Source organism: Sorangium sp. So ce204 (assembly GCF_051526795.1).
Lineage (GTDB): Bacteria > Myxococcota_A > Polyangia > Polyangiales > Polyangiaceae > Sorangium > Sorangium cellulosum_B.
Genome location: NZ_CP150317.1, coordinates 3,497,050 through 3,511,184, shown reverse-complemented (window position 1 = coordinate 3,511,184; position 14,135 = coordinate 3,497,050). Strand labels below are relative to the sequence as shown.

12 protein-coding genes and 1 tRNA gene are annotated in these 14,135 nt (G+C 72.8%); 3 read left to right on the top strand and 10 right to left on the bottom strand.

Annotated elements, in window-relative coordinates; translation table 11 throughout:
- Position 1: 1 nt before the first annotated feature.
- The 3 genes from WMF22_RS13355 to WMF22_RS13345 all read left to right on the top strand — a co-directional run bounded on the left by WMF22_RS13355 (position 2) and on the right by WMF22_RS13345 (position 2,153).
- Positions 2–916 (top strand): SH3 domain-containing protein, encoded by a 915-nt coding sequence (locus WMF22_RS13355; RefSeq protein ID WP_437299471.1) that lies wholly within the window; start codon positions 2–4, stop codon positions 914–916.
- Positions 917–1,027: 111 nt separating this feature from the next.
- Positions 1,028–1,609: a hypothetical protein gene (locus tag WMF22_RS13350; protein ID WP_437299470.1), complete on the top strand. Its 582-nt coding sequence runs from the start codon at positions 1,028–1,030 to the stop codon at positions 1,607–1,609.
- Between the two features lie 199 nt (positions 1,610–1,808).
- Positions 1,809–2,153, top strand: coding sequence for a hypothetical protein (locus WMF22_RS13345; protein WP_437299469.1), 345 nt, complete (start codon positions 1,809–1,811; stop codon positions 2,151–2,153).
- A 232-nt stretch (positions 2,154–2,385) separates the two neighbouring features.
- On the opposite strand, the gene WMF22_RS13340 is transcribed toward WMF22_RS13345, so the two are convergent.
- The 10 genes from WMF22_RS13340 to WMF22_RS13295 form a co-directional block, all read right to left on the bottom strand.
- Positions 2,386–2,871 (bottom strand): response regulator, encoded by a 486-nt coding sequence (locus WMF22_RS13340; protein WP_437299468.1) that lies wholly within the window; start codon positions 2,869–2,871, stop codon positions 2,386–2,388.
- Positions 2,872–3,206: 335 nt separating this feature from the next.
- Positions 3,207–3,279, bottom strand: a tRNA-Phe gene (locus WMF22_RS13335).
- A gap of 36 nt (positions 3,280–3,315) precedes the next feature.
- The gene (locus WMF22_RS13330; protein WP_438035994.1) at positions 3,316–4,275 is read right to left on the bottom strand and encodes a hypothetical protein; all 960 of its coding nucleotides are present in this window, start codon (positions 4,273–4,275) and stop codon (positions 3,316–3,318) included.
- Positions 4,272–6,299, bottom strand: a complete 2,028-nt coding sequence (locus WMF22_RS13325; RefSeq protein WP_437299466.1) for a M1 family metallopeptidase — start codon at positions 6,297–6,299, stop codon at positions 4,272–4,274. Before WMF22_RS13325 ends, WMF22_RS13330 begins: the two co-directional genes overlap by 4 nt.
- Positions 6,300–6,414: 115 nt before the next feature.
- Entirely contained in the window at positions 6,415–7,749 is a 1,335-nt protein-coding gene (locus WMF22_RS13320) for a hypothetical protein (protein WP_437299465.1), read from the bottom strand.
- 34 nt (positions 7,750–7,783) lie between these two features.
- On the bottom strand, positions 7,784–9,613 hold the full coding sequence (gene dnaK, locus WMF22_RS13315; protein WP_272103249.1) for a molecular chaperone DnaK: 1,830 nt from the start codon (positions 9,611–9,613) through the stop codon (positions 7,784–7,786).
- A 160-nt stretch (positions 9,614–9,773) separates the two neighbouring features.
- Positions 9,774–11,627 (bottom strand): DnaJ domain-containing protein, encoded by a 1,854-nt coding sequence (locus tag WMF22_RS13310; RefSeq protein WP_438035993.1) that lies wholly within the window; start codon positions 11,625–11,627, stop codon positions 9,774–9,776.
- A gap of 84 nt (positions 11,628–11,711) precedes the next feature.
- Positions 11,712–12,314: a hypothetical protein gene (locus tag WMF22_RS13305; protein ID WP_437299463.1), complete on the bottom strand. Its 603-nt coding sequence runs from the start codon at positions 12,312–12,314 to the stop codon at positions 11,712–11,714.
- The gene (locus tag WMF22_RS13300; RefSeq protein WP_438035992.1) at positions 12,314–13,168 is read right to left on the bottom strand and encodes a hypothetical protein; all 855 of its coding nucleotides are present in this window, start codon (positions 13,166–13,168) and stop codon (positions 12,314–12,316) included. The genes WMF22_RS13305 and WMF22_RS13300 overlap by 1 nt, the downstream gene beginning before the upstream one ends.
- Entirely contained in the window at positions 13,165–13,827 is a 663-nt protein-coding gene (locus WMF22_RS13295) for an RNA polymerase sigma factor (RefSeq protein WP_438035991.1), read from the bottom strand. The genes WMF22_RS13300 and WMF22_RS13295 overlap by 4 nt, the downstream gene beginning before the upstream one ends.
- Between the last annotated feature and the right edge of the window lie 308 nt (positions 13,828–14,135).

Sequence of the window (14,135 nt, the reverse complement as noted above, 5' to 3'; positions counted from 1 at the left end):
CATGGCGAAGGCGGACATGGCGAAGAGGCAGCGCCCGCTGACGGTCGACATCCCCCGTCCCGGCGATGAGCAGCCGGTCTGGTCGCGGGTCGGGGTGATCGCGCTGGTGGGGTTTGTCGTCGGCGTCGCGTGGCCCAAGCTCGCCGGCGTCCGCATCGGCCCGACCGTGCCTTCCGACGTCAAGGCGACGGCCGAGGCCACGGCGGCGCCGGCGTCCCCTCCCCCCGCGGCAGCGGCGCCCGGGACCGCGGAGCCCGAGGCCAAGCCTCCCGAGGCCGCCGCGAAGAACCAGCAGCAGATCGTGGTCGGCCCTGGCAGGATCACGCGCTGCTCCGACAAGAAGAACAAGAAGGTCGAGGACTGCGGAGAGCTCCAGTTCGATCCGATCGCGCTGCCCCGGCTGAAGGAGCTCGCCCAGTGTCCGGCGGCGCTCGGCGTGAACGGCAAGCTCCCGATCGGCTTCGAGCTCAACTTCGAGAAGAAGGAGGTCCAGGTCGTCAAGGGGAAGAAGACGAGCCTGCCGGCCTCGACCGTCAGCGGCATTCTCCAGTGCGCAGCGCGGGAGTTCTCGAACGTGTCGCTCGAGGAAGTCCCGCACAAGTACCGCCGGTACTCCCTCGTTTACACTGCCACCTTCTATCCCCCGGGCGCGCAGGCCGACGCCGGGAAGGCCGAGGCCGGCGGCGGCGAACAGGAGCAGGCCGCCGGCACGACCACGAGCGAGACCGCCGTGAGCGGCCTGGCCACGGTGAGCTGGGATACTGCGCTCGTCCGCGGCGCGCCCAAGGAGGGTGATGTGGTGATGCGGCTGGTGCGTGGCACTCGGGTCAAGCTCGTTGGCCGGCAGAACGATTGGTACAAGATCGAGCACCGCGGCAAGACGGGGTGGATGTACCGGGGCGCCATCGGCCTGTAGCCGGGGGCCGCGAGCGTCGGCCTGATGGGAGACACGCGGGCGGCTTCAGGCGCGGATCCCAGGGCCGCGCCCGAGCGATGGCGCGTCGGTTCGCGTAGAATGGTTGGGCCGATGACGCGCAAGTTTTCGCTCCCCCTGCTCCACCTGGCCCACGCCGACCGCGCGACGGCGCCTGCGTCGGCCACGCCCACGGTGGACGCGGTGCGTGAGCGCCTCGGCGGGCGCGCGTCGACCGAGCCCGGCGTGGGCGAGCTGGTCCTGCTGACCACCACCACGGGCAAGGCGCTCCCCGGGGTGGTCCTGTACAGGGGTGGCACCACCGTCGATGTGTGGATTGACACCACCACAACGGCATCATCCACCCGGGACGAAGCGCGAGGCCTGGACCTCGCGAGCGCCGCGACCCGCCGGGGCGTGGTTCACCGAGCGCGCCCTGCCGATCTCGCGCCGTTGCGCGTCGCTGCGCCGGAGTCGCTCCTCGCCATCGCGGCCGACGCGCGCGTCTTCGCGGCCCTGAGCGAGGGCCAGCGCATCCGGTTTCAGGACGGCGGCGATCTCGCCGAAGGCACGCTGGTGGAGAAGTGCCGCTTCGGCGGCCTGGTGCGGCGCGACGACGGCACCCTCCTCGGCATCGGCTTCCGCCGGCTCTGGCCGGCGCGGTCCGAAGGAGCCAAACGAGGCCAGCGGAACTGAGGGGGAACTGAGGGGGAACTGAGGGGGAACTGAGGGGGAACTGAGGGGGAACTGAGAGGGAGACGGTATCGCACACTGGCCAGCTCCCTGGGGTACGGCCGGCGGCGCACGTGCGGGCTTGTGCCTCCTCCGCGGACGCGATAAGAGAGCCACCGTCATCGTAGCTCGCGCGCTGCGCGTCCAGCTCGGAGGATACCCCTTGAAGCTCGCCCCCTCGTTCACGATCGCCCTCGCGCTCGCGCTCGCCATGCTTCCGGGCTGTGGTGCTTCGCTGTCCGGCCTGTGCGAGGACAAGTGCGATTGCACTGGCTCGTGCAGCGAAAGAGACGAGGTGGAGTGCGTGGACGCCCTCGAGGACGCCGAGAGATCCGCGGAGTACGACGGCTGCCAGGACCAGTTCGACGAGGCCATCTCCTGCATCGACGATGAGTTCGTGTGCGACGGCAGAGACGTCGCCATCGCCGGGTGCAACACGGTGATAGAGAACCTGCGCGAATGCGCCGGACTGCCCGTGTCCGGCGCCGTCGTGGCCCAGTTCTTCTGATCGACGGCCGGCGCCGAGCCTGTCGCGCGCGCCGCGTGGCTCCTCTGCGCCCCTCGCGACAGGGCACCTCTCGCGGGGCGCGCTCGCGGCGCTCGGGTAGGTGTCGCGGCAGGCCTCACGCGGCGCCTGCCGTCCCGTCTTCCTGCAAGCTGCTCCTGCGCGCGGAGGGCCTTTCCGGTCGCCAGGGTTCGATCGAAGCAGCGCCTGGCGCGCGCCGAGAGGGCGAGATCGCTTATTCGCCGAGGTGGGTGCGGACCTTCGTGAGCAGCGTATTGCTGTCGAAAGGCTTGATGAGGTAGTCGGTACACCCGTTCGCGAAGCCGATCTTGATGCTCGTCTGATCGCTCCTCGTCGTCATCATGATGATCGGCACGGTCTTCGTCGCGTCGAACGCGCGGAGCCACCTGCAGGCCTGGAAGCCGTCCATCGCCGGCATGACGACGTCCATCAAGATGAGATCGGGGCGCTCCGAAATCGCCTTCGCGATGGCCTCCTTGCCGTTGCGCGCGATGACGATGTCGTAGTCGTCCACGCCGAGCGTCAGCTGCTGTGACAGCAGCGAAGTCAGCGAGTCGTCGACGACGAGGATCTTCTTCTTTCGAGCGGTCTCGCTGGGCTGGCTACTTGGCGCGGACGGCCGGCTCCGCGGCGCCGAGTCGGAAGCGGAGGCCGTTTCCGGAGAGCTCTTTCGCGAGGAGTCGACACGACGATCGGCCATGAGGGAGCCTCCATGAGGAGGCGCCGTTCCCTGGGACGCCTCCGGAGTGTTCAGGTTGCAACGAGTGATCCCCCCGTCACCTTATCAGGATCGCTACCGCACCGGAACCAAGTTCCACTGTCACCCGATGTGGCCAAACCCGCGAAAGTACTCCTGAACAGACAGCTGCGCGCTCCCCCGCAGCGAGCCGCCGAGGCCAGCTGGCGAGAGGAGGAGTTACCCGCAGACCTGCGAACCCACGACAAGCGGCTGCGCCGTGCGGAACGGCTGCTCACGCTAGCGTGTGAGGACGGTACGGCGGCGTTTGCTCGCCGATCCAAGCAAGAGAACGGTAGTGCCCAGGGACGGAATCGAACCGCCCACACGAGGATTTTCAATCCTCTGCTCTACCAACTGAGCTACCTGGGCTTGCTGCGGGCCCCGCGCTTACGCCGGAAGCGTCGGTCACGGGCGGGCTACGTTACGCGGATGTGGTCGAATGTCAAGGAATTCTTCGGCGCGCTCCGCGGAGCGATCGAGCAGCCGGAAGGCGGCCGCGAGCCACGAGGCGCGCAGGTAGGCCGCGGCGGCGAGCGCCGCGAGCTGCGCGGCGAGCGCGGCCGCGACGCGCAGGCCGCTGCTGACCCCGGCGAGGTGCATGCCCAACGCCCCGCCGGCGAGCGCGACGGCCGCGAGGGCGCCCCGGGACGCACAGGCCCAGACGGCCGCTAGCGGAGCGCCGCGCAGCGCGTCGAGCCCTCTGGAGACGGCGGTGTAGAAGCCCCGCTGCTCACCGACCACGGCGACCCGCGCGAGATCGTGGAGCAGGGCGATGGCCGCGACCGGCACCAGCGCGACAACGGCGACGGCGATCGCCGCAAGGTCGCGGCCGCGCGGCAGGATCGGGAGCTCCGCGCAGAGCTTCGTCCCGGGGAGCAGGACGAGCGCCGCAGCGGCGACCTGCGCCGCGAGCGCGACGCCCCAGAGCAGCGCGAGCGGGCCCAGGGCGCGCGCCGCGCGGCCTCCCAGGTCCTGCGCGGAGAGCGGTCCCTTCTGGCTCAGCGCGGCGAGGAGCACCGCGAGCGGGAGCAGCCCGAGCGCGGCGGCCAGCAGGGTGCCCAGGCCGAGCTGCGTGGCGAGGGCAGCGGCGGCGTGCGCCGAGAGACGCGCGAGCTCGCTGAGCATCAGGCCGCCGGGATCGAAGAGCATCGCGTCGCCGCGCGGGTATTCGCCGACGATCTGGGCCACGAAGACGGACAGCGGCGCCGCGACAACGAGCGAGGCGAGCGCCCGGTAGCCGAAGTACAGCGCGACCGCCGCTGGCCGCTCGTGCGCGGCGGGGCGCCCCGCCGCGCGCCCTGGCTCGGCCCCCGCGGCCCCCTGCGAGCCCGGATCGCTCGCGCCCCGCTCCGCCGGCGCGCTCATGGCCCGAGGAGCGTGAGCGCGAGCCCCACGGCGAAGCTCGCGCGCGAGAGCACGCCGGGCGCGAGGAGGTCGGGGCGCGATCGGCGCGCGTTGTTCGCAAGGTCCTCGTCGAGCAGCACCCGGTGGTCGGGGTCGATCACCACCGCGACGAGCGGAGAGGCGCCGGCGTAAGGGATCGCGGCGGTGCTCTCACGCGCATCCCACCGCGCCCGCTGCACGCTCCCGTCCTCGCCGTGCAGCGCGACGTCGACGGGGAGCACGAGCGAGCCGCGGCGCCGCACGACGGCGCGGCCGCGGTAGCCCGCCGCCTCGATCCCGGCCTCGCCCGGCGCGGGCGCCGCGGTGTCCGCGGGCCATGCGTCGAACGCCTCGACGGTGTAGTCGACCCACGCACGCTCGAAGAGCCCGGCTCGGAGCGCCTCGGCCGCCTCGTCGCCCACCTCCCGCCGCACCGCGTCGAGCAGCGCCTCGGGGCCGGGGTGCCGGAAGCGGTTCTCGCGCGCGTAGCGGCCGACGGCTCGCCGCACGAGGTCCTCGCCGTACACGCCCTCGAGGGTCGCGAGGAGCACCGCGGGCCTCCCGTACACGAGCCCGAGGTAGTCCTTTCCGTCGACGAAGCCCGCGGCCGGCTGGGCGACGGCGCCGTTGTGGCCCGACGTGAGCGCGTCGGCGCGGTACTGCGCGCGGAGGTCGATCTCGAGGCCGAGCAGGCGCGCCCACGAGCCGTCGCCGTAGCGCGCGCGCAGCGCGCCCGCTTCCGCGTAGGTGGTGAGGCCCTCGTCGAGGAACGGGTAGCGGTGCTCGTTCGTCGCGACGAGGCCGTAGAACCACTGGTGCGCGAGCTCGTGCACCGTGACCGCCTCGACGAAGCGCACGCCCACGGCGGGCCAGAGCCAGCTGCCGCCGGTCGTGATGAGCGTCGGATACTCCATGCCGCCCGCCTCCTCGGCGCCCTCCGGCGGGTGCACGATCGTGAGCGTGCCGTACGGGTAGCGGCCGAACGCCGCGCCGAAGCGCTCGAGGCCGAACCGGACCAGGTCGATCTCCAGCGCCGCCTCGCGCTCGCTCCCCTCGGGGAAGAGGCACCGGATCGCGACGCCGTCGCCGGTCGTGGCGCGCAGCTCGCGGAAGCGGTCCCACGCGGCGAAGGCGAAGTCGTGCACGTCCTCCTGCACGAACCGGCGGATCGCTCGCCCGTCGGCCCGCCGCTCCTCCACGAGCCGGCCGGTCGCCCCGACCGCGAAGCGCTCCGGGACGTCGACCGTCACGTCGTACGCCCCGAAGTCGGCGTAGAACTCCGAGAGCCGGTGGTAAGGGAAGTGCGCCCAGCGCCCGTCGGGCTCGAGGCGCGCGATCTTCGGGAACCACTGCCCCACCATGTGGAAGCTCCCGTGGTGACCCGTCCTGAGCGCGAGCGACGGGAGGTCCGCGTCCCACGCGAGATCGATCGTGATCGCCTCGCCCGGCGGTACGGCCCGCGGCAGCTCCACCCGGATGTCGGTCTCGTCGTCGGGATCGCCGGGCGTCGTGGGCTTCCCGCGGGGCCACACGTCCGCGCCTTCCATCTCGCGAACCGCGAAGCGGGTCACCTGGATATGCCCGTAATCATATAGCATTTCGCCACCGCGAAAGCCGTCGATGGACGAGCGGAGGAACACGGTGCGCGGGTCCTTGAAGCCGTTCAGGTAGAGGTGGACGAACAGCTCGCGCTGCGGCTCGCGCGACGCGTTCCGCCAGACCAGCGTGCCCTCGCCGTGCATCGTGTGCTGCGCCGGATCGAGGCTCGCGCGCAGCGTGTAGCTCGCGATCGGATCGGCGTGGGCCGCGAGCTCGGCGTCCGGCGGAGGCGCGGGCGCCGGAGCTGCCAGCGCCGGCGCGGCGCTCGCGCCGGAGGGAGCGGCCGGCGACCGCCGGGCCGGAGCGTCGGGCTCGATCGGCTGGACCGTCGAGAGGAGCGACGCGCCCATGCGGCCGGCGAGCAGCGCGAGGAGGAGACCGACAGCGGCCTGGAGAGCCGTGCGCACCGGTGCAACCTAGCGAGGTTGCGGCATCGCGGAAAGGCGGGTCTGGGGACGCGGCGGTCGCGGCGGTCCGCTCGGAGCGATGAGGCGACGCCGCGACGTCAGGGGAGGCCGGCGCCTAGACGCTGCAGACGATCCCCTCCTGCACGAGCTCGTACAGGAGCCGCAAGGCCTCGAGCGACTGCATGCCCGACACGTCGAGGATCTCGTCGATCGAGCTGTAGCCGTCGATGCACGAGAGCAGGAAGCCCGCGCGGTGATCGAGGTTCAGCGAGCGGAGCTGATCCGGCGACACCGCGAGCCGCAGCACCCGCGAGCCGTCTCCGAGGCGCGACTGGTACATCTGCCGGAGCGCCTCGACGCAGCTGTCCGCGTACTGCCGCGCCATCCAGTCCTTCGGGTTCTCCTCGAGCAGGCCCTCCGCGAGGATGAGGGCGCCGCCGAAATCGCCCTGATCGAAGCGGTGCTGCATCTGCTCCCGCGGCCCCTGGGCGCTCAGCTGGGGCTCGGTCGCGCGTGAATGAACCCCCTTGTCGACCTTCGCGACGGCCGCGGGCGCGCGCTCGGTCTCGGAGCGGCGCGGAGCGCGCGCCGCGCCCTGCGCCTCGCCCGAGACCCTGTACGAGGTCGAACCGGCGAGCGCGCCCGTCCCGCCACGGAACGCGGGCTCGTCGTCCTCCACGATCAGGCCGTAACGGAGCGTGCCGGGCGGCGGCGTGATCGGCGGCTCGTCCACCGGAGGGCCCGGCTCCTCGAACCCGAGATCGAGGCGGAAATCGATGCCCAGCGGCCCGCCGTCGTCCGGACGAGGGGCGCGCCCCTTCGCCGCCGGGGGGAGGTGGACGTCCCGCGCATCGACCGGCGGACCACCGAAGACGTCGATCTCGCCAAAGCTGCGCGGGTACGACGGGCCCGGCTCGCGCAGGAGATCGTCGTCGAGCTCCGACCCGAAGTCGCGCTCGGGGTCGAGCGATCCGAACCCCATCCGCCCGCCGGGCCGCGACGGGACCCCGGGCTCGTCGCACTCCAGGCCGAGCCTCGCCGCCTCTCGGCCGAGAGAGCCGTGTTTGGCCGAGAACGAGGAGCCGGGCGGCGGCTCCCAGGGGATCGTCCTGCGCGGCGGCGGGGCGGGCGGATACCCCTCCGGCGGAAAGGCCTCCGGAGGGCGCTGCCGCTGGGCGGTGATCTCGGAGCTCGAGTGAGAGCGGCGGGTCATCATCTTTGCCACGTAGTCGCTGACGGGGATCGGCGGCGGGAGCGTGATCTTGCCCTCGCCGTCCGGCTGCAGAGGCGTGCCGGCGGGCGGGGTTTCCATGCGGGGTGAGCCCTTCTCCTCGCGGGCGAGCGCAGCGAGCGCGAGGAGCTCCTCCGAGGCGACCGGTTGGGTGTCCTCGAGCTCGTCCACCTCGTCGAGCCCCCAGGAGGAGTCCAGGGTCTTGGAGTCAGGCGGCACCGACCGCATCGTCTTCCCTCATCGCGGCCACCCATCACCCCTGTGGCCTGGCTACGACGCCCTTGAACATCCGGTGGGTGCGCGAGAGCGCCTCCATCTGCTCCTTGACCGCGGCGGCGTCGCGCCGGCCGATGGCCTGACGCGAGCGATCCACGATCCCGCGCGCCTTGCCGATGGCGTCGCGGCCGAAGTCGCTGGACGCCACGATCTGCTCGACCTGCGGGAACATCCGCTCGATCTCGGCGATGAGCTTCTCGGCCTCCTGCCGGACGCCCTCGAACTGGTCGCTCGCGCGGCGATCGACGAGGTACTCCTTCGCCGCCTCCATCATCTCGCCGACCTCCTCCTTCGTGAGGCCGCTCGACGCGGTGACCTGGATCGACTGCTGCTGGCCCGTCTCCAGATCCTTCGCGCTCACCGAGACGATGCCGTCGCTGTTGATCTCGAACGTGACCTCGATCTCGACCTGCCCCTTCGGCGCGCGGCGCAGGCCGGTGAGGATGAACTCGCCGAGCAGCTCGTTGTCCGTCGCCTTCTGGTGCTCGCCTTGCATGACCAGGATCTTCACGGCGGTCTGGTTGTCGCGGCTCGTCGTGAAGATCTTCGACCGGCTCGTGGGCACCGTGGTGTTCTGCGGGATGAGCTCCTCGAAGTTCGACCCGAACGTCATGATGCCGAGCGCGTGCGGCGTGACGTCGAGCAGGATCATCTGCTTCGTCTCGTCCACGAGCGCGGCGCCCTGCACCGCCGCGCCGAGCGCGACCACCTCGTCGGGGTGCACCCCCTTGCAGGGCTCGCGCTCGAAGAAGTCGCGGACGGCCTCCTGCACCCTCGGCATGCGCGTCATGCCGCCGACGAGCACGACGTCCTCGATCTCGTCGCGGTCGAGCCGCGCGTCCTCGAGCGTCTGGCTGCAGATCTCGATGCACCGCTCGACCAGGTCCTCGCACAGCTCCTGCAGCGTGGCCCGCGAGAGCGTCCGCTGGAGGTGCAGCGCCTCGTTCCGCGCGCTCGAGATGATGAAAGGCAGGTTGATCTCGGTCTCCAGGACGCTGGACAGCTCGCACTTCGCCTTCTCGGCCGCGTCCTTGAGCCGCTGGAGCGCCATCCGGTCCTGCCGCAGATCGACGTCGTGCTGCTCCTTGAAGCCCTGCACCAGCCAGTCGATGACGCGCGCGTCGAAGTCCTCGCCGCCGAGGAACGTGTCCCCCGCCGTGGCGATGACCTTGAAGACCCCGCCCGCGCCGATCTCGAGCACGGAGATGTCGAACGTGCCGCCGCCGAGGTCGAAGACGGCGATCGTCTTCTCGACGTTCTTGCCGAACCCGTACGCGAGCGCCGCCGCCGTCGGCTCGTTGACGATGCGGATGACGTCGAGCCCCGCGATCTGGCCCGCGTCCTTCGTCGCCTGCCGCTGGTTGTCGTTGAAGTAGGCGGGGACCGTGATGACCGCCTTGGAGACCGGCTCGTTGAGGTAGTCCTCGGCGAACAGCTTCATCTCCTGGAGGACCATCGCGCTGATCTCGGGGACCGAGTACGTCTTGTCGCGCAGCTGGATGCGGACGTCGCCGTGCGGCCCCTCGACGATCTTGTACGAGGCGGTCAGGATCGCGTTCTTCACCTGCGGGGACGACCACTTCCGGCCGATCAGCCGCTTCGCGGCGTAGACCGTGTTCTCGGCGTTGGTGATCGCCTGCCGCTTCGCGATGTGCCCGCAGAGCCGCTTCCCGGCCTCGGTGATCGCGACCATGGACGGCGTCGTCTTGTACCCACCGCGATTCGGGATGACGGTCGGGACGCCCTCCTCGACGATGGCAACGCACGAGTTCGTGGTGCCAAGGTCAATGCCGATGACACGCTCCATCGATGCCGCTGCTCCTCTTGTGATCTTCGGCCCGAACGGCCGCTGAGGCCACGATGCTAGACCGTTTCGCGGAGCCGAGCGGGCCAATCGTGCGCCGGCCATGCGGAAGGCGCCGCCCCGGGCCTGCCCGAGGCCGGCGCGCCTTCTGTAAGGGCCGGCGCTAGACTTGCTTCCCCTGCTGTTTGGCCTGCTCGCGCGCCTGCGCGACGAGACCGCGCAGCCTACCATCGTTCCCTGCGAGCTCGGCGGCGCGATCGAGCTCGCCGGCCGCGCTCTTCGCGAGCCCCGCGGCCGCGTACGACAGCGCGAGCGTGATCCGGTACTCCACGGAGGTTGGCACGAGCTCCACCGCTCGCCGCGCAAACTCCACCGCCCGCCGCGAGCTCTCCCCGGCCAGGAGCGTCGCGTGCGCGACCCGCTCGTGCGCACCGGCGTCGTCCGGGCGGCCGTTACACACCTTCACGTAGCTCAGCGCCGCCTCGACCCAGCGGCCGTTCTGTGCCTCGTACTCGGCCTGCTTGAGGTACCCGTCCGCCAGCGCCACCGCCGCGAGGCGCTCCACCTCGGCCGACGCGCTCTGGAGCTCGGCGTCCTCCGGAGCCAGCGACGCGGCGATCCGGTACGCGTTGGCCGCGCTCGCGAACTCGCTCCGCTCGAGCGCGGCCCGAGCCACGTCGGAGTACCGCGCGATCTGGCTCCGGAGCGCCTCGTTGCGGGCGTTCTCGTAACGCGCCTTGAGCGCCTCGACCGCCCGTATCGACTCCGGCGAACGCACGCCGGAAGGGGTCTTCGGCGGCGCCGCAGGGGCGCCTGCCGCCGCAGCTGGCGCGACGGCCGCTCCAGGCGCAGCGGTCGCCACGGCCGGCGGGGTGGCCGCCCGAGGCGCAGCGGTCACCGCGACCGGCGAGATGGCCGTCCGAGGCGCAACGGTCACCGCAGCCGGCGTTGCAGCCGCCCCGGACGCAGCGGCCGTCGATGCAGAGGGCGCCCCTGGCGGAGCGCGCCGCAAGCCTCCGGTGAGCTTGCGCGCGAACGTCTCACGCCGGTCCTTGGCGGTGGGGGCAGGCGCGACAGGCGAGGCCGGCGCTGCGCTCCGCGCCGGCGCGCCTCCGTTGTCGGGCGAGCGTCCTCCTGCGGGCGGCTGCGCCGGCGACGGCTGAACCGGCGCGGCGGCGCCGGAGGACACAGCGGGCGCGCCCTGCTCTGCGGGCGCGCGCTCGGAGGAATAACGCCCGGGCGACGCGCCCATGTCGCGCGGATCGGCGAACGCGGCGCGCACCGTGGCGTCGACGGCGGTCGTTATCGTGGCGATGTCGCGCGGCGTCTGCTCGATCAGCGCCGCCATCGTCCGGTTCTTGTGGGTCTGCTCGAGGTACGCGTCGTACTCGGCGCGCCGCTGCTTCGACGTCAGCGTGTCGTGCGCCAGCGTGATGCGCGTGAAGATGGCCTCGATCTTCGGCTTGTAGGAGCCGAGCTGCTTCCGGAAGTAGGTGTCCGGGTGGAACTCCGGCGCGAGCTGGTAGTAGGCGCTCTTGATCTGCTTCTTGTCCGCCTGATCCGCGACGCCGAGCAGCGCGTAATAGCTGAGATCCTCGAGGCGGTAGTAGAGGTCGAGGATCCGCCGTTTCCGGTCGGAGGCGAGCTCGACCGGCTCGTCGAGCTCGGCGGGATCGTAGAGCGGCAGGGACTCCACCTGCTGCAGCGCGTCCCGACCGAGCGGGGCGGCCTCGGACCCGGACGGCATCGTCTTCTCCGGATCCACCGCGGCCGCGCGCCGCGCGGCGTCCCGCGGCGGAGGCTGTCCGGAGGGCTCCCCGTCCAGGAGGATCGCGCCGAGGTCGCGCAAGCGGCGCAGCGCCTCGACGGTATCGCCGTGCGACATGCCCGTGATCAAGGACAGATCCCGATCCGTCAGGACGCCGTCGATGCGGGACAGGAGGAACGCCTCCGCGGGTTTCAGCGGGAGCGACTTGAGATCGTACCCGGGCTTCGGCCTTGGAACACGGAACGTCATCGGGTCGAGCGGCGGCCCCCTCCCGCTCGAGTCTAGCGACGAACGCGCGCCCGTCGCAATTGCAGACCACGGCGAGCGCGCCCTTCAGCGCGGCTTTTCCCCGGGGCCCGTCAGGGCCTCGGTGATCACCCGGTCCTGGATCGAGATCGCCCGCTCCAGCAGCCCGACCGCCCGCGCGCGGGCCTGCGTCGCCGCCTCGCGATCCCCCTTCGCTTCGAGCGCCTTCGCGCGGCGCTCCTCGACAACGCCCGCGACCTCGTAGAGGTGGCCCTGATAATGAGAAGGCGCCGGCGCCAGCCGGAGGCCCGCGTCGATGTCGCGCGCCGCGGCGTCGAACTCGCCGGCCTCGCTCCGGAGCTCCGCCAGCCGGGCGTACGTGTCCGCCGTCACCTCGGCGACCTCCGGCGGGGCCCCCGGCGGCCTCGGCGCGGCGATGATCCCCTCCAGGGCGCGGAGCGCAGCGGCGCGATCGCCCGCGCCGAGCGCGACGTCGGCGGCATGGTGCGCCGCGCGCGCCCTCGAGAGGAAGGCGAGGAGCGTGGGATCGACGACCTGGGCCGGGGCGCACGCGCACGCCGGATCGCCCGGGCCCCCGGCGGCGCGCGCCCGCTCGTCGCCCGGGGCGCACCCGAGGTGCGCCGCCGCGAAGAGCCCCAGGCAGACGGCGACGAGGCGCGGGCCCCGCATCAGCGCACCCCCCACGCCGCGTAGCGGTTCTGGCGCAGATCGGACGCGCGCGCGGCGGCGATGCGATCGATCCGCTCCGTCTGACCGCCCTCCCGCGGAAAGGGCGCGGCCGGATCGAAGAGCGCGGCCGTCGAGCGCGCCTCGATCAACAGGGGCCGCGCGGCGAGCGCCGCGGCAGGAGCAGCGGCCGCGGGCGCGCGCGCGACGGAGGCGCGCTCCTCCCTGAGCTGGCCGACGATCAGCGCCACGGCCGCCGCGGCCGCGGCGAGGGTCGAGAGCGCCGCCATCGTCACCGGCGCGATGCGCCGGGGGCCGCGCGCGGGCGCGGCGCGGAGGGCCTGGTCGATGAGCGCGCGCCCCGGGAGCTCCGGGAGCGCCGCCGGACGCCACGCGGCCCGGAGCGCGACAGCGAGCTCCGCGAGCTCGCCGCGCGCGTCAGGCGAGCCGAGCGCCCCCTCGCCGCCGGAGCCGCCGCCCCGCCCCGGCCCGCCGCCGGAAGCGGCGCGGGGCCCCAGCGCCTCCCGCAGGCGCTCGGCGGCGCGCAGCTCGGCCTTGGTCGGCGGCGCGCCCTCGTCGCCGAGCGCGCGCGCGAGCAGCGCCTCGTGGTCCGCCCTGTCGAGCCCGGCGGGGCGGGCCGCCGCCCTGAGCGCGTCCGCGAGCGGGACCTCGCCGCGATCGAGCGCCTCCGCGAGCGCGCGCGCCGCGCCCAGCTCGTCGTCGGACGCAGGCGCGACGGGCTCCGCGCCGGGCACGACGAGCGCGAGGCGCCGGCCGCGATCCCCGCCGGCGCGGCGCTGAAGGGGCCCGTCGCCGGTCGGCGGCGAGCGCGGATCCGAGGGCGGCCGCGGCTTCATCGCGCTCCTTCCTTGCGCTCCGCGCGGGGCGCGGCGAGCGCCTTCTTCAGCGCGGTCATGGCGCGGTGCAGGACGACATCGAACGTCGCCACGCTGACCCCGAGCGCGAGGGCCACCTCGTCGCGGGGCCGCTCGTCGAGCACCCGCAGCCGGATCGCCTCGGCGTAACGGGGGTTGAGGCGCCCGAGCGCGTCCTCGACGCGCGCCCGCGCGTCGGCGAGATCGCGCTTCTCGCAGAGCTCGGCCTCTCCGCGCGCGGTGAGGTCGGTCTCCGCGGCGTCGATCTCGCGCTGGAGATCCTCGGGCTCGAAGAGCGCCTCGCGGCGGCGCGCGCGGAGCATGTCGAGCGCGATGCGCAGCGCGATGACGCGGAGCCAGGGATAGATGCCGCAGCTCTGCCACTGGAACTGATAGAACCGCTCGATCACGCGCGCGTACGTCTCGGCCAGAGCGTCCTGCGCGGCCGCGTCGGAGCCGAGGCGGGGCAACAGCACCGCGCGGTACAGCGCTGGCCCGTGCTTGCGGAGCAGCTGCCCGAGCGCGAGGCGATCGCCCTGCGCCGCGCGGTCGCACAGCAGGCGCTCCGCCTCGAGATCGGGCCTCGCTGCTGCCACCGCCGTCACAGCGGCGACGATACCCGGACGCAGAACGGAGCGCACCGGTGTCCGCCTCGCGCCCCTCTCGGGCCGGCGCGCCCCGCGGGGAAGGAGCGCCTGCGCGCCGCCGGCGAGACGCCGCGCGCCCCCCGCGAGGAGGGCGCGCGGCGGCTCGCCAGCGGCAGGCGGAACCGACCGCGGGAGGGCCACGGCATTCACCCCTCGACAACGGCCCAAACCCGTGGACCTTACGGCCAGGAGCCGCCACATTGTGCCGGACTCCACGCCGAGCGTCCGGCGTGAAAGGAGCCCAGGTGACCCTCGATACAGCGTTCAGGTCCCCCCCACACCCCGGCGCCGGGCAGCGCTTC

Coding starts and splice junctions, on each gene's coding strand:
- WMF22_RS13300 (WP_438035992.1), bottom strand. CDS start 13,168: ATGAAGCCGCGGCCGCCCTCGGATCCGCGCTCGCCGCCGACCGGCGAC.
- dnaK (WP_272103249.1), bottom strand. CDS start 9,613: ATGGAGCGTGTCATCGGCATTGACCTTGGCACCACGAACTCGTGCGTT.
- WMF22_RS13340 (WP_437299468.1), bottom strand. CDS start 2,871: ATGGCCGATCGTCGTGTCGACTCCTCGCGAAAGAGCTCTCCGGAAACG.
- WMF22_RS13355 (WP_437299471.1), top strand. CDS start 2: ATGGCGAAGGCGGACATGGCGAAGAGGCAGCGCCCGCTGACGGTCGAC.
- WMF22_RS13305 (WP_437299463.1), bottom strand. CDS start 12,314: ATGCGGGGCCCGCGCCTCGTCGCCGTCTGCCTGGGGCTCTTCGCGGCG.
- WMF22_RS13350 (WP_437299470.1), top strand. CDS start 1,028: ATGACGCGCAAGTTTTCGCTCCCCCTGCTCCACCTGGCCCACGCCGAC.
- WMF22_RS13330 (WP_438035994.1), bottom strand. CDS start 4,275: ATGAGCGCGCCGGCGGAGCGGGGCGCGAGCGATCCGGGCTCGCAGGGG.
- WMF22_RS13310 (WP_438035993.1), bottom strand. CDS start 11,627: ATGACGTTCCGTGTTCCAAGGCCGAAGCCCGGGTACGATCTCAAGTCG.